The sequence below is a fragment of the Rhizobium leguminosarum bv. trifolii WSM2297 genome, assembly GCF_000271845.1.
In genome coordinates this window covers 401,809-418,577 of record NZ_JH719395.1, presented here as the reverse complement: position 1 = coordinate 418,577, position 16,769 = coordinate 401,809, and the positions used below count along the sequence as shown (strand labels likewise).

At 61.2% G+C, this 16,769-nt stretch carries 19 protein-coding genes and 3 tRNA genes; 4 read left to right on the top strand and 18 right to left on the bottom strand.

Annotation, left to right across the window (positions count from 1 at the left end; genetic code table 11):
* Nucleotides 1–7: 7 nt before the first annotated feature.
* The 15 genes from nuoK to RLEG4DRAFT_RS17210 all read right to left on the bottom strand — a co-directional run bounded on the left by nuoK (nt 8) and on the right by RLEG4DRAFT_RS17210 (nt 11,797).
* Nucleotides 8–316, bottom strand: coding sequence for an NADH-quinone oxidoreductase subunit NuoK (gene nuoK / locus RLEG4DRAFT_RS17280; RefSeq protein ID WP_003547388.1), 309 nt, complete (start codon nt 314–316; stop codon nt 8–10).
* A 22-nt stretch (nt 317–338) separates the two neighbouring features.
* Nucleotides 339–953 (bottom strand): NADH-quinone oxidoreductase subunit J, encoded by a 615-nt coding sequence (locus RLEG4DRAFT_RS17275; RefSeq protein ID WP_003578582.1) that lies wholly within the window; start codon nt 951–953, stop codon nt 339–341.
* 142 nt (nt 954–1,095) lie between these two features.
* Nucleotides 1,096–1,587: an NADH-quinone oxidoreductase subunit NuoI gene (nuoI, locus tag RLEG4DRAFT_RS17270; RefSeq protein WP_003573902.1), complete on the bottom strand. Its 492-nt coding sequence runs from the start codon at nt 1,585–1,587 to the stop codon at nt 1,096–1,098.
* 40 nt (nt 1,588–1,627) lie between these two features.
* Entirely contained in the window at nt 1,628–2,671 is a 1,044-nt protein-coding gene (nuoH, locus tag RLEG4DRAFT_RS17265; protein WP_003578580.1) for an NADH-quinone oxidoreductase subunit NuoH, read from the bottom strand.
* A gap of 12 nt (nt 2,672–2,683) precedes the next feature.
* Nucleotides 2,684–4,765, bottom strand: a complete 2,082-nt coding sequence (gene nuoG / locus RLEG4DRAFT_RS17260) for an NADH-quinone oxidoreductase subunit NuoG (RefSeq protein ID WP_003578578.1) — start codon at nt 4,763–4,765, stop codon at nt 2,684–2,686.
* Nucleotides 4,766–4,988: 223 nt separating this feature from the next.
* The gene (locus tag RLEG4DRAFT_RS17255) at nt 4,989–5,720 is read right to left on the bottom strand and encodes a hypothetical protein (protein WP_003578576.1); all 732 of its coding nucleotides are present in this window, start codon (nt 5,718–5,720) and stop codon (nt 4,989–4,991) included.
* Nucleotides 5,721–5,722: 2 nt separating this feature from the next.
* Nucleotides 5,723–7,027: an NADH-quinone oxidoreductase subunit NuoF gene (gene nuoF / locus RLEG4DRAFT_RS17250; RefSeq protein ID WP_003547378.1), complete on the bottom strand. Its 1,305-nt coding sequence runs from the start codon at nt 7,025–7,027 to the stop codon at nt 5,723–5,725.
* A gap of 10 nt (nt 7,028–7,037) precedes the next feature.
* On the bottom strand, nt 7,038–8,204 hold the full coding sequence (locus tag RLEG4DRAFT_RS17245; RefSeq protein WP_003578574.1) for an NADH-quinone oxidoreductase subunit E: 1,167 nt from the start codon (nt 8,202–8,204) through the stop codon (nt 7,038–7,040).
* A gap of 16 nt (nt 8,205–8,220) precedes the next feature.
* Nucleotides 8,221–8,493, bottom strand: a complete 273-nt coding sequence (locus RLEG4DRAFT_RS17240) for a hypothetical protein (RefSeq protein ID WP_003578572.1) — start codon at nt 8,491–8,493, stop codon at nt 8,221–8,223.
* Nucleotides 8,493–9,683, bottom strand: a complete 1,191-nt coding sequence (locus RLEG4DRAFT_RS17235) for an NADH-quinone oxidoreductase subunit D (protein WP_003578569.1) — start codon at nt 9,681–9,683, stop codon at nt 8,493–8,495. Before RLEG4DRAFT_RS17235 ends, RLEG4DRAFT_RS17240 begins: the two co-directional genes overlap by 1 nt.
* A gap of 67 nt (nt 9,684–9,750) precedes the next feature.
* Nucleotides 9,751–10,353, bottom strand: coding sequence for an NADH-quinone oxidoreductase subunit C (locus tag RLEG4DRAFT_RS17230; protein WP_003573914.1), 603 nt, complete (start codon nt 10,351–10,353; stop codon nt 9,751–9,753).
* Nucleotides 10,354–10,371: 18 nt separating this feature from the next.
* Entirely contained in the window at nt 10,372–10,956 is a 585-nt protein-coding gene (locus tag RLEG4DRAFT_RS17225) for a NuoB/complex I 20 kDa subunit family protein (RefSeq protein ID WP_003578567.1), read from the bottom strand.
* The gene (locus RLEG4DRAFT_RS17220) at nt 10,947–11,312 is read right to left on the bottom strand and encodes an NADH-quinone oxidoreductase subunit A (RefSeq protein WP_007626195.1); all 366 of its coding nucleotides are present in this window, start codon (nt 11,310–11,312) and stop codon (nt 10,947–10,949) included. Before RLEG4DRAFT_RS17220 ends, RLEG4DRAFT_RS17225 begins: the two co-directional genes overlap by 10 nt.
* A gap of 247 nt (nt 11,313–11,559) precedes the next feature.
* Nucleotides 11,560–11,636: transfer RNA gene (locus tag RLEG4DRAFT_RS17215), tRNA-Asp, on the bottom strand.
* Between the two features lie 84 nt (nt 11,637–11,720).
* Nucleotides 11,721–11,797, bottom strand: a tRNA-Asp gene (locus RLEG4DRAFT_RS17210).
* A 416-nt stretch (nt 11,798–12,213) separates the two neighbouring features.
* On the opposite strand from RLEG4DRAFT_RS17210, the gene RLEG4DRAFT_RS17205 reads away from it, so the two are divergent.
* A tRNA-Val gene (locus RLEG4DRAFT_RS17205) sits at nt 12,214–12,289 on the top strand.
* Nucleotides 12,290–12,555: 266 nt separating this feature from the next.
* The gene (locus RLEG4DRAFT_RS58685; protein WP_085061910.1) at nt 12,556–12,768 is read left to right on the top strand and encodes a hypothetical protein; all 213 of its coding nucleotides are present in this window, start codon (nt 12,556–12,558) and stop codon (nt 12,766–12,768) included.
* Nucleotides 12,769–13,067: 299 nt separating this feature from the next.
* On the opposite strand, the gene RLEG4DRAFT_RS17195 is transcribed toward RLEG4DRAFT_RS58685, so the two are convergent.
* Together RLEG4DRAFT_RS17195 and RLEG4DRAFT_RS17190 are read right to left on the bottom strand one after the other, a co-directional pair.
* A complete protein-coding gene (locus tag RLEG4DRAFT_RS17195) occupies nt 13,068–13,616 on the bottom strand; it encodes a glutathione peroxidase (protein WP_003578562.1) in 549 nt (182 codons plus the stop codon).
* A 132-nt stretch (nt 13,617–13,748) separates the two neighbouring features.
* Complete coding sequence (locus tag RLEG4DRAFT_RS17190; protein WP_003578561.1) at nt 13,749–14,102, bottom strand: hypothetical protein; 354 nt, start codon at nt 14,100–14,102, stop codon at nt 13,749–13,751.
* Between the two features lie 163 nt (nt 14,103–14,265).
* On the opposite strand from RLEG4DRAFT_RS17190, the gene RLEG4DRAFT_RS17185 reads away from it, so the two are divergent.
* Nucleotides 14,266–14,871 carry a class I SAM-dependent methyltransferase gene (locus tag RLEG4DRAFT_RS17185; RefSeq protein ID WP_003578559.1) on the top strand — a complete coding sequence of 202 codons (606 nt, stop codon included), beginning with the start codon at nt 14,266–14,268 and terminating at the stop codon, nt 14,869–14,871.
* A gap of 74 nt (nt 14,872–14,945) precedes the next feature.
* Here RLEG4DRAFT_RS17185 and RLEG4DRAFT_RS17180 read toward each other — a convergent pair whose 3' ends face one another.
* Nucleotides 14,946–15,347: a (R)-mandelonitrile lyase gene (locus RLEG4DRAFT_RS17180; RefSeq protein ID WP_003578558.1), complete on the bottom strand. Its 402-nt coding sequence runs from the start codon at nt 15,345–15,347 to the stop codon at nt 14,946–14,948.
* Nucleotides 15,348–15,595: 248 nt separating this feature from the next.
* On the opposite strand from RLEG4DRAFT_RS17180, the gene RLEG4DRAFT_RS17175 reads away from it, so the two are divergent.
* Nucleotides 15,596–16,582 (top strand): aldo/keto reductase, encoded by a 987-nt coding sequence (locus tag RLEG4DRAFT_RS17175; protein WP_003578556.1) that lies wholly within the window; start codon nt 15,596–15,598, stop codon nt 16,580–16,582.
* Nucleotides 16,583–16,769 lie beyond the last annotated feature (187 nt).

Sequence of the window (16,769 nt, the reverse complement as noted above, 5' to 3'; positions counted from 1 at the left end):
GAGCCACTCAGCCCTTCATCATATTGACGTCTTCGACCGCGATCGAGCCGCGGTTGCGGTAGAAGACAACGAGAATTGCAAGACCGATCGCCGCTTCGGCAGCCGCGACCGTCAGGATGAACAGCGCGAAGACCTGGCCGACGATGTCGTTCAGGAAGGAGGAGAAGGCGACCATATTAATGTTGACGGCAAGCAGGATCAGTTCGATCGACATCAGGATGACGATGACGTTCTTCCGGTTCAGGAAGATGCCGAAGACGCCGAGCGTGAAGAGGATGGCGCTGACCGTCAGGTAGTGGGAAAGTCCGATGACCATGTTCTTTGTTCCTTAACCTGCCTTAGACGCCCTGCCCGGGCTTGACCGACACCACCTCGACGGCGGTGGCAGGCGTGCGGGCAACCTGCCTGGGAATATTCTGCCGCTTGATATTGGTGCGGTGCCTGAGCGTCAGCACGATCGCGCCGATCATGGCAACCAGCAGCACCAGACCGGCGATCTGGAAGAAATAGACGTAATTGGTGTAGAGCACGTCGCCGAGAGCGGCAGTATTGGTGCGCTCGGTCAGCGCCGGGATCGGCATGGCGACAGATTTGGCGATCTCCGGCGAGATGACGCTGCCGCCGATGACGACGATCAGTTCGGCCGCCAGGATCACGCCGATCAGCCCGCCGATCGGCGCATATTCGAGAACGCCGGCCCTCAATTCGGTGAAGTCGATATCGAGCATCATCACGACGAAGAGGAAGAGAACGGCAACGGCGCCGACATAGACGACGAGCAGGATCATCGCCAGGAATTCAGCACCCAGCAGCAGGAAGAGGCCGGCTGCATTGAAGAACACCAGGATCAGGAACAGAACCGAGTGAACCGGGTTCTTCGACCAGATGACCATGAACGCCGACGCCACCGCGACAAAGGCGAAAAGATAGAAAAATAGAGCCTGCAGACCCATGTTGGTGCCTTTTTCATCTTCCCCCGGGCAGCCGGGAGTTTTTCTGCCCGATAGAGCTTGGCGCGGCGGACCGGCAAAGCTCCTGTGCATATTGACCGCGACCGAAGCGCTCAAGCTCCATTACGGCATTTCAAAAACTCGATCAGCGGTACGGCGAGTCGATCGCGATGTTGCGCGCGATTTCGCGTTCCCACCGGTCACCGTTATCCAGAAGCCGCGCCTTGTCGAAATAGAGTTCTTCGCGGGTTTCTGTCGCGAACTCGAAATTCGGGCCTTCGACGATCGCGTCGACCGGGCAGGCTTCCTGGCAGAAGCCGCAATAGATGCACTTCACCATGTCGATGTCGTAGCGCACCGTACGGCGCGTGCCGTCGTTGCGGCGTGGACCGGCCTCGATGGTGATCGCCTGGGCAGGACAGATCGCCTCGCAGAGCTTGCAGGCGATGCAGCGTTCCTCACCGTTCGGATAGCGGCGCAGCGCGTGCTCGCCGCGGAAACGCGGGGAAACCGGGCCCTTTTCGAAGGGATAGTTGATCGTCGCCTTCTGGCGGAAGAAATAGCGCATCGATAGAAAGAACGCGCCGAAGAATTCCTTGAGGAACAGCGAGTTGATGGAGCTGGACAAGCTTCCCATCTTCAACCTCCAATTTTGCCGGAAACGAGAGCTGACATGATCATGCCCAACCCATCAGTTTCAGCACGAATGCAACGATGACGACCATGGCGAGCGACAGCGGCAGGAAGACCTTCCAGCCGAGGCGCATGAGCTGGTCGTAGCGGTAGCGCGGAACGAAGGCCTTGACCATCGCGAACATGAAGAACACCAGGCAGGCCTTCAGCGTGAACCAGATGATGCCCGGGACCCAGTTGAGGATCCAGATATCGACCGGGGGCAGCCAGCCGCCGAGGAAGAGGATCGTCGTCAGCGCGCACATCAGGCAGACGGCCGCATATTCGCCGAGCATGAACATCATGTATGGCGAGGAGCCGTATTCGACCATGAAGCCGGCAACGAGTTCCGATTCAGCTTCCGGAAGGTCGAAGGGCGGACGGTTCGTTTCGGCGAGTGCCGAAATGAAGAAGATGATGAACATCGGGAACAGCGACAGCCAGTGCCAGTCGAGGAACGACGCCGGCAGGCCGAGCATGGTGCCGAGGCCGGTATGCTGCGCATTGACGATATCGGTCAGGTTCAGCGAGCCGACGCAGAGAAGCACGGTGACAATGACAAAGCCGATCGAGACTTCATAGGACACCATCTGTGCAGCCGAGCGTAGCGCGCCGAGGAACGGATACTTCGAATTCGAAGCCCAGCCGCCCATGATGATGCCGTAAACCTCAAGCGAGGAAATCGCGAAGATGTAGAGAATGCCGACATTGATGTTGGCGATCACCCAGCCGTCGGCGAGCGGCACCACCGCCCAGGTGGACAGCGCCAGAAGCACCGTCACCAGCGGGGCAAGCAGGAACACCGCCTTGTTGGCGCCGGCCGGAATGATCGGCTCCTTGAAGACGAACTTCAGAAGGTCGGCGAAAGACTGGAAAAGGCCGAAGGGGCCGACGACGTTCGGGCCGCGGCGCAGTTGCACGGCCGCCCAGATCTTGCGGTCGGCGAGCAGCACGTAGGCAATGAAGACAAGCAGGCAGACCAGAAGCAGCAGCGACTGACCGATCATGATGATCGCCGGCAAGACATAGGTCGAAAAGAAAGAATCCATAGTCCCCTGCCCTTACTCTGCCGCGACTTTGAAGTTGTTGCGGGCCAATGCCGAGCACTCCGCCATCACTGCCGAGGCACGCGCTATCGGGTTCGTCAAATAGAAGTCTTTCACCGGCGACGCAAACCCTGACTTGTTCATCTTGCCGGCTTTTTTCGCTACTGCGGCAATTTGGGCGCTATCGGTTTCGGCGATCTCGTCGATGGCGGCGAAATGCGGGAAAGCGGCATAGAGCCGGACACGCAATTCGCTGAGCGAATCGAAGGGAAGCTTCTTGCCGAGCACGTCGGAAAGGGCACGGATGATCGCCCAGTCCTCGCGGGCATCACCCGGCGCAAAGCCGGCGCGGTTACCCATCTGGACGCGGCCTTCGGTGTTGACCCAGGTGCCGGACTTTTCGGTATAGGCAGCCGCCGGCAGAATGACGTCGGCATGGTGCGCGCCGCTATCGCCGTGCGAACCGATATAGACGGTCAGCTTGGCCTTCTTGGCGGTGAAGTCGAGTTCGTCGGCGCCGAGCAGGAAGAGCACGTCCATCGCCGTCAGCATTTCGGCGGCGTTGAGACCCTTGGCGCCCGGCACGAAGCCGAGGTCGAGGCCGCCGACGCGCGATGCGGCGGTATGGAGGACGGCGAAGCCGTTCCAGCCTTCGACAACCGCGCCGACCGAACCGGCGAGCTTGGCGGCACTGGCGAGAACGCCGGCGCCGTCGGTGCGCGAGAGCGCGCCCTGGCCGATGATGATCATCGGCTTGGCGGCGTTCTTCAGGACGTCGGCGAAGGCGTGGGTGCCATCGACCAGATCCTTCAGCGTGTCGGGACCGCCGCCGAGATAATCGTAGCTGTAGCGCAACTCGCCCGGCTCGCCGATCACGCCGATCGGGAACTTGCCGCGGCGCCAGCGCTTGCGGATGCGGGCATTGAGGATAGCGGCCTCGAAACGCGGATTGGCGCCGATGATCAGCAGCGCGTCGGCTTGGTCGATGCCCGAGATGGTCGGGTTGAACAGGTAGCTTGCACGGCCGAGCGACGGATCGAGTGCCGCCCCATCCTGGCGACAGTCGAGATTGGCCGAGCCCAGCGACTTCACCAGTTCGGAGAGCGCGTACATTTCCTCGACGGAAGCGAGGTCGCCTGATATTGCGCCGATCTTGTCACCTGAGGTGGCGCCGACGGCGGCCTTGATGGCGCCGAAGGCTTCGGCCCAGCTGGCGGGCTGCAGACGGCCGTCGCGGCGGACGTAGGGCCGGTCGAGGCGCTGGGTCTTCAGGCCGTCCCAGATGAAGCGGCTCTTGTCGGAAATCCACTCTTCGTTGATCGCCTCGTTGACACGCGGCAGGACGCGCATGACTTCACGGCCGCGGGTATCGACGCGGATCGCCGAACCGACGGCATCCATGACGTCGATCGATTCGGTCTTGTTCAGCTCCCAGGGGCGCGCGGTGAAGGCGAAGGGCTTGGAAGTGAGGGCGCCGACCGGGCAAAGGTCGACGACGTTGCCCTGCAGTTCGGAGGTCATCGCCTGTTCGAGATAGGTGGTGATCTCGGCATCCTCGCCGCGGCCGATCAGCCCGAGTTCGGAAATGCCGGCAACCTCGGTGGTGAAGCGGACGCAGCGCGTGCAGTGAATGCAGCGGTTCATCACCGTCTTGACCAGCGGGCCGATATACTTGTCTTCGACGGCGCGCTTGTCTTCCTGGTAACGCGAGGTGTCGATGCCGAAGGCCATCGCCTGGTCCTGCAGGTCGCATTCACCGCCCTGGTCGCAGATCGGGCAATCGAGCGGGTGGTTGATCAGCAGGAATTCCATCACACCTTCACGGGCCTTCTTGACCATCGGGGTGTTGGTGAAGACCTCTGGCAGTTCGCCGTTCGGGCCGCCGCGGATGTCGCGCACGCTCATGGCGCAGGAAGCCTGCGGCTTCGGCGGGCCGCCCTTCACTTCGACAAGGCACATGCGGCAGTTGCCGGCAACCGACAGGCGCTCATGGAAACAGAAGCGCGGAACCTCGGCGCCGGCGTCTTCGCACGCCTGCAACAGCGTGTAATGATCCGGAACTTCGACCTCGTTGCCGTCAATCTTCAGTTTTGCCATCGTCGCTCAGTCCTGTTTCCCGTTTGCCTGATGACGGCAAACAAACCACTTTTTGCAACAGTCTCATTGCCAAGCCGGACCTTTCGTCCTGCCGACATCTGATGCCGCCCAAATTCTCTATCGCGTGTTCCAGGTCCGGAACCCGCACCGGCATTTGCGGCTTGAGGCCCCCGCCCATCGCCGATCTGCCCATCTTTCCGGCCGATTGATACGGCCGGACAGTTCATTTCCGTCTGCGGCCCCGCCCTGCCAGAACTTTCGCCTGGCCGGCCCAGTCGTCACGCCCGATGCGGCCGTTAAAGCCGAGCTCGGCGTCGAGCCGGGCGATGTCCTCATCGCTCCAGCCGGCAATCTCGGCGAAGCTGCGAATGCCTTTGTCGTTCAGCACCTGCTCCAGCTTCGGACCGATGCCGGCGATCAGCTTGAGATCGTCGGCCTTTTTCGCCCGCGCAACCGGCTTGGCCTTCACAACGGACTTCGGCCGGCTGGCAGCGGGTTGGCTGACCGGTGTCACAACGGTCAGCTTCGGCGCTGCCTTCTTCTCGGCAACCGGCTTTCGCTCGACCGCCGGCTTGGTCTCGGCGGCCGGTTTGGTCTCAACCGGCCTGTTCTCAACCGGCTTGGCGACAACCTTGACGGCAGGGCGAATATTTTCCGGCCGGATCTCGACGTCGGGCATCAGCGCGTCCGGCGGCGTGTCATCGAGGGCGGCAGCGACCTTGCCGGTCGTCTCAAGCGCGCTCTGAAAAGCGCCGAAGAAGGCGCCGGCCATCTGGGTCGAGAAACCGAAGCCGATCGCCGTTGCGGCGGCAAAAGCTGCGGCCGGATGCGCCATCAGCGGATGCACCGGCATCGCCCGTGCATTTTCCAGCATCTCAGCGGCAAGACGGCCGAAGCCGGCCGCGAAATCCGCTGCTTCTTCTTTCTTCCTGCCATTGGATGCTTTGTCCGCCATGATTATTCAGCCGCCTCCAGAACCGCGCCATGATCGAGCGCGCTCGCCGTATATTGGTCGATGCGCTTTTCGATTTCGGGGCGGAAGTTACGGATCAGACCCTGCACCGGCCATGCGGCGGCGTCGCCGAGCGCGCAGATGGTGTGGCCTTCGATTTGCTTCGTGACCTGGAACAGCATGTCGATTTCGCGCTTCTGGGCATTGCCCTTGGCCATGCGCTCCATCACCCGCCACATCCAGCCGGTGCCTTCGCGGCACGGCGTGCACTGGCCGCAGCTCTCATGCTTGAAGAAGGCGGAGATGCGGGCGATCGCCTTGATGACGTCGGTGGACTTGTCCATGACGATCGCGGCGGCCGTGCCGAAGGAGGAACCGACGCCGCGCAGGCCGTCGAAATCCATCGGGCAGTCGATGATGTCCTTGGCCGGAACGATCGGGCAGGATGCGCCGCCCGGAATGACGGCAAGCAGGTTGTCCCAGCCGCCGCGGATGCCGCCGGCATGGCGGTCGACCAGTTCGCGGAAGGTGATGCCCATTTCCTCTTCGACCGTGCACGGCTTGTTGACGTGGCCGGAGAGCATGAACAGCTTGGTGCCGACATTGTTCGGACGGCCGATGGCCGAGAACCAGCCGGCGCCGCGGCGCAGGATCGTCGGCGCCACAGCGATCGATTCGACGTTGTTGACAGTCGTCGGGCAGCCGTAGAGGCCCATATTGGCCGGGAAAGGCGGCTTCAGGCGCGGCTGGCCCTTCTTGCCTTCGAGGCTTTCGAGGAGGGCTGTTTCCTCGCCGCAGATGTAAGCGCCGGCGCCGTGATGGACGAAGATGTCCATATCCCAGCCGAGCTTGTTGTTCTTGCCGAGCAGGCCATAATCATAACATTCGTCGATCGCCGCCTGCAGCGCCTCACGCTCGCGGATATATTCGCCGCGCACATAGATGTAGGCGGCATTGGCGCCCATGGCGAAACTCGCGATGACGCAGCCTTCGATCAGCGTATGCGGATCGTGGCGCATGATGTCGCGGTCCTTGCAGGTGCCGGGCTCCGATTCGTCGGCATTGACGACGAGGTAATGCGGGCGGCCGTCGCTTTCCTTCGGCATGAAGGACCATTTGAGGCCGGTGGGGAAACCGGCGCCGCCGCGGCCGCGCAAGCCCGAGGCCTTCATCTCGTTGATGATCCAGTCGCGGCCCTTTTCGAGGATCTGCTTGGTGCCGTCCCAGTGGCCGCGGCTCATCGCGCCCTTCAGGGACTTGTCCTTGAGGCCGTAGATGTTGGTAAAGATGCGGTCTTTATCTTGTAACATGCTTCACCTCTTACCGCGGCTTCTTGCCGAAGACCTTGATATATTCCGCTTCGCCGCCCTTGGCGAGCGCCTTGGCCTGCTTGACCCAGTCGTCGCGCTCGATGCGGCCGCGGAAGTTCAGGTAGCCGTCGACCCATTCGCGTTCGGCCTTTTTCCAGCCCGCGACCTGCGAGAAGGTGAAGATGCCGATCTCATTCAACGTCGCCTCGATCTTCGGGCCGACGCCCGAGATCATCTTCAGATCGTCCGGTGCGGCGGGCTTTTCGATACCGGCCGGGCGGTTCTTGTCGGTCAAAGCAGGCTTTGCCGCCGCGGCGGCTTCGGCCTTGACGGCGGGTGCCGGGGCCGGTTCGGCCGGCGCGGTGCCGGAAACCGGCGGCTGCTCGGCAGCCTTGGCATTCCTGGCAGCCGCCTTCGGCGCCGTTGCCGGCGTCTTCAGGGCGGCATTGGTCTCGGCATCGGTGCTCTTCGGGCGGGCTGCCTCCGACGGCGGAACCGGAGCGGCGTCGACCGGAGCCGAAATGGTTTCGGCAACGGCCTTCTTGGCGCGCGTCCTTGCCTTCGGCTCTTCCGTCGTCAGCGAGGTCGGGCCGCCTTCCGGCGCCGAGAAAATCCGGTCGATCTGGGTGCCGGGCTTGATGCCGGCGCCGTTGCCGGCGGCGAAGGCATCGATGATCTCTTCGAGACGCTCGGGCGTCAGGTCCTCATAAGTGTCCTTGCCGATCATCACCATCGGGGCGTTGACGCAGGCGCCAAGACATTCGACCTCTTCCCAGGACAGCGTGCCTTCGGCATTGCGCTCGAAGGCATGGGCGTGGATCTTGCTCTTGCAGACCGACATCAGCGCTTCCGAGCCGCGCAGCATGCAAGGCGTCGTGCCGCAGACCTGGACATGGGCGCGGGTGCCGACCGGATGCAGCTGGAACTGCGTATAGAAGGTCGCGACCTCAAGCACTCTGATATAGGCCATCTCGAGCATGTCGGCGATCTTTTCGATCGCCGCGCGCGTGACCCAGCCGTCTTGCTCCTGCGCCCGCATCAACAGCGGGATGACCGCCGATTGCTGGCGGCCGGCGGGGTATTTCTGGATCGTCTTGTCCGCCCAGACCGCATTGTCATCGCTGAAAGCGAATGCGGCAGGCTGAAATTGATCTTCGGCTAATCGACGAACGGACATTCTTCCTCACGCCTTGTCAGTTTAGGGTTCCACACCGCGAAGCGGTCAAAGACTGCATTTCGCAGGCATAGGCCGACTGGTCTTTCTGCATAAATACGACGAATTTGCTGCCATTCGGAATGGCAGCCTTGATCTGATAGCCCTTGGACAAAAGCTCGCCCATGGACGTTTGCGCCGCCGGCGGCGTCACTTCCTTACGGCCCAGCGGCGTGCCGAGCTTATCGGTCTCCTGGGCCAAAACCCCGGATGCCGCAAGAAGAAGTGCGACGGCAAGCGGCAGACGCTGCATCAGCGGTCCACCTCGCCGAAGACGATGTCGAGCGAGCCGAGCACGGCTGCGACGTCGGCAAGCTGATGGCCGCGGCACATGAAGTCCATCGCCTGCAGATGCGCATAACCCGGCGCGCGGATCTTGCAGCGATAGGGCTTGTTGGTGCCATCGGAGACGAGATAGACGCCGAACTCGCCCTTCGGCGCCTCGACGGCGGCGTAAACTTCGCCGGCCGGTACGTGGTAGCCTTCGGTGTAGAGCTTGAAGTGGTGGATCAGCGCTTCCATCGAGCGCTTCATCTCGCCGCGCTTCGGCGGCACCACCTTGCCGTCGATCGACGAGAAAGGACCGGTCTTGGCGTCCGACAGCAAGCGATTGACGCATTGCTTCATGATGCGCACCGATTGGCGCATCTCGATCATGCGGATCAGGTAGCGGTCGTAGTTGTCGCCGTTCTTGCCGATCGGAATGTCGAATTCGAGATCGGAATAACATTCGTATGGCTGGGCGCGACGCAGATCCCAGGCAGCACCCGAACCACGCACCATGACGCCGGAGAAGCCCCAGGCCCAGCAATCCTCCAGCGAGACGACGCCGATGTCGACGTTGCGCTGCTTGAAAATGCGGTTGCCGGTCAACAGATTGTCGATGTCGTCGAGCGCCTTCAGGAACGGATCGCACCAGTCGCCGATATCCTGCACAAGCTGTTCCGGCAGGTCCTGGTGGACGCCGCCCGGACGGACATAGGCGGCGTGCATGCGCGAACCGCTGGCGCGTTCATAGAACACCATCAGCTTTTCACGCTCTTCGAAGCCCCAGAGCGGCGGCGTCAACGCGCCGACGTCCATGGCCTGCGTCGTGACGTTCAAGAGATGCGAGAGAATGCGGCCGATTTCCGAATAGAGCACGCGGATTAGCTGGCCGCGGATCGGGATCTCGATGCCAAGCAGCTTTTCCACGGCCATAGCATAGGCATGCTCCTGATTCATCGGCGCGACGTAATCGAGCCGATCGAAATAGGGCACCGCCTGGAGATAGGTCTTGGTCTCGATCAGCTTCTCGGTGCCGCGGTGCAGCAGGCCGATATGCGGATCGACCCGCTCCACAATTTCGCCGTCAAGCTCCAGGACAAGACGAAGAACGCCATGCGCCGCCGGATGCTGCGGTCCGAAATTGATGTTGAAGTTGCGGACGTTATGTTCGGTCATTTGCAAGGCGCTCCGCTATTGCAGGCATTAGCCAGTGGGCAATAGGCAATAGTGTATTCTTCAGATCCTACTGCTTCGCCTTCTCATCGCCCGGCAGCACATATTCGGTGCCCTCCCAAGGCGACATGAAGTCGAAGTTGCGGAATTCCTGCTTCAACTCGACCGGCTCGTAGACCACGCGCTTGGCTGCATCGTCGTAGCGGACCTCGACGAACCCTGTCGTCGGGAAGTCCTTGCGCAGCGGGTGGCCTTCGAAGCCGTAGTCGGTGAGGATGCGGCGCAGATCCGGATGGCCGGTGAAGAGCACGCCGTACATGTCCCAGGTCTCGCGCTCGAACCAGTCGGCGCCGGGATGAACGGCGCAGGCCGACGGCACCGGCGTATCCTCGTCGGTTGCGACCTTGACCCGGATGCGCAGGTTCTGCTTCGGCGACAGCAGGTGATAGACGACATCGAAACGCAGCTCGCGCTGCGGCCAGTCGACGCCGCAAATATCGATCAGGTTGACGAAACCGCATTTGGCGTCGTCGCGCAGGAAGGTCAAAAGCGCGATCAGGTTTTCACCCGTCGCCGTCAGCGTCAGCTCGCCATACTTCATCTGCGATGCGGCGATCAGATTGCCGCGCGCTTCGCCAAGGTAGGACGCAAGCTCAGTCAGGGCTTCACTCATATGCCTTGTCCTTAACCCTTAGCGTTCGATCGTGCCGGTGCGCCGGATCTTCTTCTGCAGCAGAAGCACGCCGTAGAGCAGTGCCTCTGCCGTGGGGGGACAGCCCGGCACGTAGATGTCGATCGGCACGATGCGGTCGCAGCCGCGCACCACCGAATAGGAATAGTGATAGTAGCCGCCGCCATTGGCGCAGGAGCCCATCGAGATGACGTAGCGCGGCTCGGGCATCTGGTCGTAGACCTTGCGCAGCGCCGGCGCCATCTTGTTGGTCAGCGTGCCGGCGACGATCATGACGTCGGATTGGCGCGGCGAGGCGCGCGGCGCAAAGCCGAAGCGCTCGACGTCGTAGCGCGGCATCGACAGCTGCATCATTTCGACGGCGCAGCAGGCCAGGCCGAAGGTCATCCACATCAGCGAGCCGGTACGGGCCCAGTTGATCAGTTCGTCGGTCGAGGTGACAAGGAAACCCTTGTCGGCGAGCTCATTGTTGATCTCGCCGAAAAACGCGTCATTGCTGCCGATCGGCTTGCCTGTGGAGGGATCGATGATCCCCTTCGGCTGCTGGGCGACGAGCGGCTGATTGCTCACAGGGGCTACTCCCATTCCAGGGCTCCCTTTTTCCATTCATAGATAAAGCCGATGGTCAGCACGAAGAGGAAGACCATCATGGACCAGAAGCCGAACCAGCCGATGGCGCCGAAGGAAACGGCCCAGGGGAAGAGGAAGGCGACTTCGAGGTCGAAGATGATGAAGAGGATCGACACGAGGTAGAAGCGGATGTCGAACTTCATGCGGGCGTCATCGAAAGCATTGAAGCCGCATTCGTAAGCCGAAAGCTTTTCCGAATCGGGCGCTTTGAAAGCGACGGCGAACGGCGCAATGAGCAGCGCTAGGCCGATAACGAGCGCAATAGCGATGAAGATAGCGATCGGAATATAGGAACTGAGCAGTTCAGTCATCATGTTCATCCCTGCTTGCCGGAGGCGCCAGGCGGCGCATTTGGGCAAATGCCCGGCAAGCGAACGTGCGTTGCAACAAGCCGTGGTTAGCGCAGCCGAAGCCCCGGCGCAAGAGATTTACAGAGGCAATTCGACGCGTCGCGCGCGGACATTATCAAGCAGATGCAACGATGTCGCGACAAATCCGCCCAAGCCGCTTCAAGCTGCATGCCTGACCACTGAAAACTGCATGGCTCTCGGAAGAAAATGGCGCGAGTGACGGGGCTCGAACCCGCGACCTCCGGCGTGACAGGCCGGCACTCTAACCGACTGAGCTACACCCGCGCATAAGACCGGCCATTTGCGGCCGCGAGGATGAAGAAACCGGACAAAACGACAAATCGTATTTGCGTTTTACAAGACTTGAAATGGCGCGAGTGACGGGGCTCGAACCCGCGACCTCCGGCGTGACAGGCCGGCACTCTAACCAACTGAGCTACACCCGCAATTCATTTCAAGCAGTCCGGATGCCTTCGCACCCTCACCGAAACGGCTGCCCGCTTCGATGAGCGGCTAACTACGGGGTTCGTCTTTTAGTGTCAAGCAGGTTTGGAGACAAAACCATGACAGTCGTTTGAATTGTTTCGGCAAGGCCGGTGCGGGAAGAATGAAAAGCCGGCAATTCCGTTTCCCGAGGCGGCACTGACCCTTCATCGGAGACGGTCGCACTGTCGAAACCGATCGGCCTGCCTCCCTCCCCCTCCCCTTTATCCACAGCCCTGCCGCTGCCGACCGACGCGGCAAGCGACAGGATCGCCGCCAAAAAAATCAAAAAATCTTCACAAACACTCTTGCGGTTTTGCCGCGATCCGCATAGATCACGGCCACCAACGCGGCAGGCCGATCCGGCTTTGTTAGCGATGGGCGATTAGCTCAGTTGGTAGAGCGCCTCGTTTACACCGAGGATGTCGGGAGTTCGAGTCTCTCATCGCCCACCATTTTTCCTTAAAATGTCAGATGACTAAATGATGCCGAGGCCTCGCAGGTAAACGCTGCATCGCTTCGTCACAGACTTGGCTTGATCTGATGCGCCCAGCACGTCCAATGCGGCACGCCGCCTGAAAGCCATCACTCCACCAAAACGGACTACTCCGGCCTCCGTGCCACCTCCTATTGGGCGAATGGATGGAGCCTGGCAAAAGTGGGAGTATTCGTCGCCCGGAAAGTCTCGCGCTTGAAGGCCTACGAGGCCTGGAGATGTGCCATGAGGATTCTCAGCTCCGCATTGACGTTATGCATCGCGATTGCCCTTTGCACGCCAAGTGCCATCTATGTCAGCTTGCCCGGATACGCCTTCAAGACGAACCCGAAATGCCAGCGCCATGTACCAAAGACGCGATTCGACAACAGGTGCGACTGGCCGAGATTGGGCTTCAAGGACTTTACGCCGCCGCTGGTGACCGTGCTTGGGATCTGAAATCTGCTCAGCCTTTGCGAATCATTGTCCTCAAGACGCGTAGGTACCCGAAGGTATTCATGGCTATGTGACTGCGGCCGGCTCTTACCATGGCCAAATGCCTTGGCTGGGATACTCCCCACCAGACTCTATATAGCCCTTCGGTATCCCGAAATTGGTTGCGAGATTGAAATCATTGCATGTTTTTGTCTGTCGATCGCTCGCAAAGTGCGGCGAATTTCGGATTCCCGAAGCGGGGAATTTCGGGATTCGGAAGTGGCGTTCTGAATTCGAAACAGCCAGGGTTCATCGCCCACCATTCATCCCTTCGCCAGTTCCTTATCCACTGCCGAAACCAGCCGCGAATCATCCGCCGTCACGTCAGGCGCGAAGCGGGCGGCGACTTTGCCGTCGCGGCCGATCAGGAATTTTTCGAAGTTCCAGAGGACCTCGTCCTCGTCGCCGCCCGATATGCCGTGGGATTTCAGGCGTTCGCGCATCGGGCCATCGCCCGTTGTCGCCACGCCCGATGTGGTCAGTTGCCGATAAAGCGGGTGCTGGGCTTCGCCCTTCACCGAGATCTTCGAGAAGATCGGGAAAGTGACGTCGTAGGTGCTGGTGCAGAAATCGAGGATCTCTGCGTCGGTACCGGGCTCCTGGCCTTTGAAGTCGTTGGCGGGGAAAGCAGCGATGACGAAGCCACGCTCGCGCTTTTCGCCATACAGCTTTTCCAGCCCCTCATATTGCGGCGTCAGCCCGCATTTCGAGGCGACGTTGACGATCAGGACCACCCTGCCCTTGTAGTCGTTGAGTGTGGTTTCACGACCGTCCACTGTTTTCACAGGAATATCCAGCACGTTCGCCGTCACGGGAACCTCCAACTTCATGGGAACATAATCGCCAAACTTAACGATATCACCGCCGTAGTCATCAGCGTCGGAAACAATTCGGCGTTAGAAGAGGCCGGGGACTGCCTTGCGGCAGGCACCGGCCTTCGCCCATCAGGCGGGAGACGTTTCCTTCACGTCGTCGAGCAGGAAGTGCACGATGAGATAATCCGTCTTGTAATGACGGCCGCTGTCGGACACGGAATCGACGCTGCCGCCGTCCTTCGGGTGCCAGGGGTGGTAATGCGGATTGGTGGTGATCAGGGTGATGGCCTTGCCATCTTTTTCGCCAAGCCGGAAGCGCATCTCGGCGAGCGGCCAGATCCGCTCGTAATCTGCCATGCTGATGCGGGCCTTCAGCGCCTTACGGTGCAGCGGCGCTTCGCCGGCCTCGGCGGGTGTTTCCAACGTCACCTCCTCGGCTCCGTTGATGATGGCGTTGAATTCTTCAGGCCACATGCGTCTCATGAAATCGCTCCTCCCGGGGCTCTCGTCAGTCCACAGGTGAAACTTAGCGATTTGTTCGAAAGAAGCAAATTCCCGTCATGTGGTTGTCATCGGCGGCTGCTGCTCCTACGTTCCCGTCATATCGCATCAGGGCCGTCAGTCGCCCGCAATCCCGAGATTAGAGATGAAGACACGTGAAGACAGGCAGGCGCTCCGGGCGAGCATGCCGCGCACTCCGCTCAGCGCCCATCATATGGAAAACGCCCGCCTGCTGCCGGATCGCGGCGAGCTGCTCTATCGCATCCCGAATGGCGGCATCGGCGTCGAGGTCGGCGCGGCCTTCGGCGAATATACGGCGGAGATTTTGGAAAAGAATCGCCCGGCGCAGCTCTACCTCATCGATCCCTGGTCGATGGATCGCTACAGCTCCGGACTTGATTCGATCCATACGAAATTTGCGGCCGAGATCGAAGCCGGCCGGCTGCATCTGATGCAAGGCACCTCGCTCGACAAGCTGGCCGAATTCGAAGACGATTTCCTCGACTGGGCCTATATCGACACCGATCATTCCTTCGAGCTCACCTGGCAGGAGCTGCTGCTCTGCGAAAAAAAGGTGAAGCGGACGGGGCGCATTGCCGGGCATGATTTCTGCACCGGCAATACGGTCAAGCCGATCGTCTATGGCGTCGTCGAGGCGGTCACCAAGTTCTGCAAGGATTACGGCTGGCAATTCGAATTCCTGACGGTCGAATCACACGCGCATTTTTCCTATTGCCTGAAACGGCTCTGAATTGCCTAAAGCGCGGCGCGTTCCTTCAACTTTGCTTGGCCCGCGCTTTAAGCCTTGGTTTGCGCCTCAAGGTGTTACGCCTTGCCGGCATATTGCTCGTCGCTGACCTGTTCCATCCAGTCGACATGCCTGCCGTCCAGCGCCTCGTGGATGGCGATATGGCTCATCGCCGTATCGGGGCCGGCGCCGTGCCAATGTTTTTCGCCCGGCGAAAACCAGACGGTATCGCCGGCGCGGATCTCGCGGCTCTCCCCACCCCAACTCTGGGCGAGGCCCTTGCCCGAGGTGACGATCAGCGTCTGGCCGAGCGGATGCGTATGCCAGGCGGTGCGGGCGCCGGGTTCGAAGGTGACGGAGGTTGCCTTCACCCGGGCCGGCGCCGGCGGCTCCATCAGTGGATCCTGGCGAACGGCGCCGGTGAAATAGTCGGCCGGTGGCTTCATCGAGGGGCTGGAGCCGGCGGGTTTGATCTCCATGATCTTTCCTTTTCATTCCATTGCAGTTGAAGCCTTATAAGCTGACGATATTTCATCGGGGCGACCAATCAAGGCCGGATCGGCAATTGCCGCATAGTCGCCCGGCTGATAGGCCAATATCTTTCATCACCTAAAGCGCGTCGCATTGAACTTGGTTCATGCGACGCGCTCTAGTTCTTTGTTTTTACGCATGTCGTTATCCCGGAACCGCTGCACACTTCCGGCAACATGCATTGGGAGAATTTCTCATGAAACACCATGCTTTCGGCCGCATGCCCTTCACCGTCACCAATGTCGGCTTCGGCGCCTGGCAGATCGGGGGCTCATGGGGTGATATCAGCGAAGCGGACGGCCGCGCGGCGCTGAATGCCGCACTCGACGCCGGCATGACCTTCATCGATACGGCTGACGTCTACGGCGACGGCCGCTCGGAAAAGATCATCGCCGATGTGCTGAAGACGCGCGGCGGCGAACGCCCGATGGTCGCCACCAAGGCGGGCCGCCGGCTCAACCCGCATGTCGCCGAAGGTTATACCAAGCCTAATCTCGAAGGCTTCATCGACCGCAGCCTTGAAAACCTTGCCGTCGACAGCCTCGACCTCGTGCAGCTTCACTGCCCGCCGCGCGAGGTGTTTTACCAGCCCGAGGTCTTCGAAAGTCTCGACACCCTGCAGAAGGCCGGCAAGATCAAGGGCTACGGCGTCAGCGTCGAAAAGGTCGAGGACGGGCTGAAGGCGATCGAATATCCCGGCGTCGTCAGCATTCAGATCATCTACAACATCTTCCGCCAGCGCCCCGACCACCTGTTTTTCCAGGAAGCGCGCCGCAGGAACGTGGCGATCATCGCCCGCGTGCCACTGGCAAGCGGCCTTCTCTCCGGCAAGATCACCCGGGAGACGCACTTTGCCAGCGACGACCATCGCAATTTCAACCGCAACGGCGAAGCCTTCGATGTCGGCGAGACCTTTGCCGGCGTGCCCTTCGAGCTCGGCCTGCAGGCGGTGGAAGAGGTGCGCAAGCTGGTGCCCGCAGGCGCCACGATGGCGGCCTTCGCGCTCCGCTGGATCCTGATGGCCGAAGCCATCACCGTGGTCATCCCCGGCGCCCGCAATGGAGAGCAGGCGAGAGCCAACGCGGCTGCCGCAGATCTCGCGCCGCTGTCGGCCGACGTCATGGCGGCAACGCGCGAGATCTACGACCGGCTGATCGCGCCGCATGTGCATCAGCGCTGGTAGAGTTCGGGCGCGCTGTTGTTAGGGCTGCGGCAAGGCTAGAGCGGCCCCTCATCCGGCTGCCGCCACCGACCGGGGTCGAGCCACCGGTCTCGACCCGTCCTTCGGACCCCCGCCTGCGGGGCGAAGGGACATGCCGCGCCGGCTTCCCCCATCTCAACGTCGCGTTTGCACGTCCCCTCGCCCCGTT

Excerpts from the sequence above, each read along its gene's own strand:
- RLEG4DRAFT_RS58685 (WP_085061910.1), top strand. The coding sequence starts at position 12,556 with ATGAGGATTCTCAGCTCCGCATTGACGTTATGCATCGCGATTGCCCTT.
- RLEG4DRAFT_RS17230 (WP_003573914.1), bottom strand. The coding sequence starts at position 10,353 with ATGAGTGAAGCCCTGACTGAGCTTGCGTCCTACCTTGGCGAAGCGCGC.
- nuoH (WP_003578580.1), bottom strand. The coding sequence starts at position 2,671 with ATGGATTCTTTCTTTTCGACCTATGTCTTGCCGGCGATCATCATGATC.
- nuoF (WP_003547378.1), bottom strand. The coding sequence starts at position 7,027 with ATGTTACAAGATAAAGACCGCATCTTTACCAACATCTACGGCCTCAAG.
- RLEG4DRAFT_RS17225 (WP_003578567.1), bottom strand. The coding sequence starts at position 10,956 with ATGGGAGTAGCCCCTGTGAGCAATCAGCCGCTCGTCGCCCAGCAGCCG.
- RLEG4DRAFT_RS17235 (WP_003578569.1), bottom strand. The coding sequence starts at position 9,683 with ATGACCGAACATAACGTCCGCAACTTCAACATCAATTTCGGACCGCAG.
- nuoI (WP_003573902.1), bottom strand. The coding sequence starts at position 1,587 with ATGGGAAGCTTGTCCAGCTCCATCAACTCGCTGTTCCTCAAGGAATTC.
- RLEG4DRAFT_RS17245 (WP_003578574.1), bottom strand. The coding sequence starts at position 8,204 with ATGTCCGTTCGTCGATTAGCCGAAGATCAATTTCAGCCTGCCGCATTC.
- RLEG4DRAFT_RS17175 (WP_003578556.1), top strand. The coding sequence starts at position 15,596 with ATGAAACACCATGCTTTCGGCCGCATGCCCTTCACCGTCACCAATGTC.
- RLEG4DRAFT_RS17255 (WP_003578576.1), bottom strand. The coding sequence starts at position 5,720 with ATGGCGGACAAAGCATCCAATGGCAGGAAGAAAGAAGAAGCAGCGGAT.
- nuoK (WP_003547388.1), bottom strand. The coding sequence starts at position 316 with ATGGTCATCGGACTTTCCCACTACCTGACGGTCAGCGCCATCCTCTTC.
- RLEG4DRAFT_RS17185 (WP_003578559.1), top strand. The coding sequence starts at position 14,266 with ATGAAGACACGTGAAGACAGGCAGGCGCTCCGGGCGAGCATGCCGCGC.
- RLEG4DRAFT_RS17190 (WP_003578561.1), bottom strand. The coding sequence starts at position 14,102 with ATGAGACGCATGTGGCCTGAAGAATTCAACGCCATCATCAACGGAGCC.
- RLEG4DRAFT_RS17275 (WP_003578582.1), bottom strand. The coding sequence starts at position 953 with ATGGGTCTGCAGGCTCTATTTTTCTATCTTTTCGCCTTTGTCGCGGTG.
- RLEG4DRAFT_RS17220 (WP_007626195.1), bottom strand. The coding sequence starts at position 11,312 with ATGACTGAACTGCTCAGTTCCTATATTCCGATCGCTATCTTCATCGCT.
- nuoG (WP_003578578.1), bottom strand. The coding sequence starts at position 4,765 with ATGGCAAAACTGAAGATTGACGGCAACGAGGTCGAAGTTCCGGATCAT.
- RLEG4DRAFT_RS17180 (WP_003578558.1), bottom strand. The coding sequence starts at position 15,347 with ATGGAGATCAAACCCGCCGGCTCCAGCCCCTCGATGAAGCCACCGGCC.
- RLEG4DRAFT_RS17240 (WP_003578572.1), bottom strand. The coding sequence starts at position 8,493 with ATGCAGCGTCTGCCGCTTGCCGTCGCACTTCTTCTTGCGGCATCCGGG.